This is a genomic window from Aerococcus sp. L_32, from assembly GCF_050689315.1.
In genome coordinates, this window is sequence record NZ_JBOEQF010000360.1 from 1 (window position 1) to 1,974 (window position 1,974).

Sequence of the window (1,974 nt, forward strand, 5' to 3'; positions counted from 1 at the left end):
TACCAAAGATGAAAAGTTTTTTATGACAAAATGATAAACATTTTTACACGGAATTTTGAAAGTACTGGCTATTACGTTAGGTTATCTGTCATTACCCTACTCCGCTGTCTGAATATCGGCCCATCTATAATTGATATATGATTGACCTGGTCGATTGATATCAAATACTCGTAGATTTTCTAGAATAGCTTGGTAAGACTGGTAAACTGGAATCTGAACAGCATAATCATCTAAGGCAGCTTTTTCAAGCATAATCAGCGTTTCCCATCTACCACTAGGATTAAGGGCCTGCGCGCGACTTTGAGCCACCAATTCATCCAATTCATCATATTGATAATTTCCGCGGGTAATAGTGGAATCAAAACGTTCTAAATAGTTGATTGGGTCCCCGAAATCAGCTTGCCAGAAAGTAACACCTAAGTCATAGTCACCATCAGATAAGGCTGCAAATCGAGCAGATGACGGCATAGTCTTTATGGTAACTTCAATACCCGGTAGATTTTCTGTTAATTGCGATTGAATATACTCCGCAAAAATTTGGCTTTCTTCATCATCAGCCGCAACCATCTCCAACGATAAAGAATCTATACCAGCCTCCGTTAACCCATTTTCCCAATTTTCTTGGGCAGTTTCTAAATCGTAATCTGTTTCAATCGTCGCATCATCTCTGAAATCAGCATCAGTGTCTGGATTCCAGGCAACTTCTCGTGATACAAAGGCGTTACTTGCGATTGACCCGTTTTGTAAAATATTATCTACAAAAGCTTCCCGGTCAATGGCTTGATAGATGGCACGGCGGATATTCAAGTTATCTAGGCCCGGTGTTTCGTGGTTAACTTCGATATAATTTGTCCGCGGGATTGGATAAGTTTGGTAGTCTCCATTATTTTGGTTTTGGACCGCAAAGTTACCAGTTAATTCGATGACATCTAATTGGCCAGAATCGTATAAATTTAGTGCGGTGGCTGTTTCAGGTAGGTATTGGAAATTAACCGCATCTAAATTGACTTTGTCAGCATCCCAGTAGTGGTCATTTTTTGCAAAAGTCCAGGTGTTTCCAGTCGCTGCATCCCAATTAGCTAAAACAAATGGACCGTTATAGACGGCAGTATCACTGGTGGACCCATATTGGTCACCTGCTACTTCAACGACTTCCTGATTTTGCGGGTAATAAGCAGGCACGGTCAAGAGGTCGGTAAAGTAGGCTGTTGGATTTTCTAAGGTGATTACCAAAGTCTTATCGTCCACTGCCTGAACCCCTAATTCACTGACAGCCAATTCGCCAGCCATGATTTCTGTGGCATTGTCGATTGTGCCATCAAACATATAAGCATACGGCGCACCTAAGTCAGGATCCACCATTCGTCGCCATGCATAGACGTAATCGTTGGCTGTCACGGGATCACCGTTTGACCAGGTCGCTGTTTCCTTCAATTTAATGGTGTAAACAGTCCCATCCTCAGAAACTGTCGGCATGTCGTCTGCATCCGCCGCAATTAATTGGTTGTCCAAATCATAAGTGTACAAACCGTTATAAAAGTTCATATTGGCTGTGATTGTTGCAATATTCGATGCCGCAAAGGCCGTATCAGCTGATTGAATTTCATCCGTGGATTGAATATTCAAGACCTTTTCTGTAGCTTCCTCTTTGGTGCCACAAGCCGCAAGCACTACCGCTGCCACTAGTCCCAACGCTATTTTCTTCATATATATTACCTCCCACATTTCTTGATAGCATTTGATTCATTATACAATTGTCCCCCTTGTTTTCAAGTTACAAGTGACAAGGGATTTTATTTTTGGTAGAATTTAAACTTGGTTATTTCGATCATTAATAATGAATGAAGTACCAAATTTGCACTTCTAAAAACTCATTAAATTTTGATAGATTTGGAAATTCCCATACATCAAGCTTTTAGAACGAGTTACATTTTTTGCAAAAAGATTTTGGGCTAAACAACTTGACTCAGGACC

At 40.7% G+C, this 1,974-nt stretch carries 1 protein-coding gene; it reads right to left on the reverse strand.

The genetic code is table 11. The features are described from left to right. Positions 1-96: 96 nt before the first annotated feature. Complete coding sequence (locus ACRCJ0_RS12900; protein WP_419971376.1) at positions 97-1,707, reverse strand: peptide ABC transporter substrate-binding protein; 1,611 nt, start codon at positions 1,705-1,707, stop codon at positions 97-99. Between the last annotated feature and the right edge of the window lie 267 nt (positions 1,708-1,974).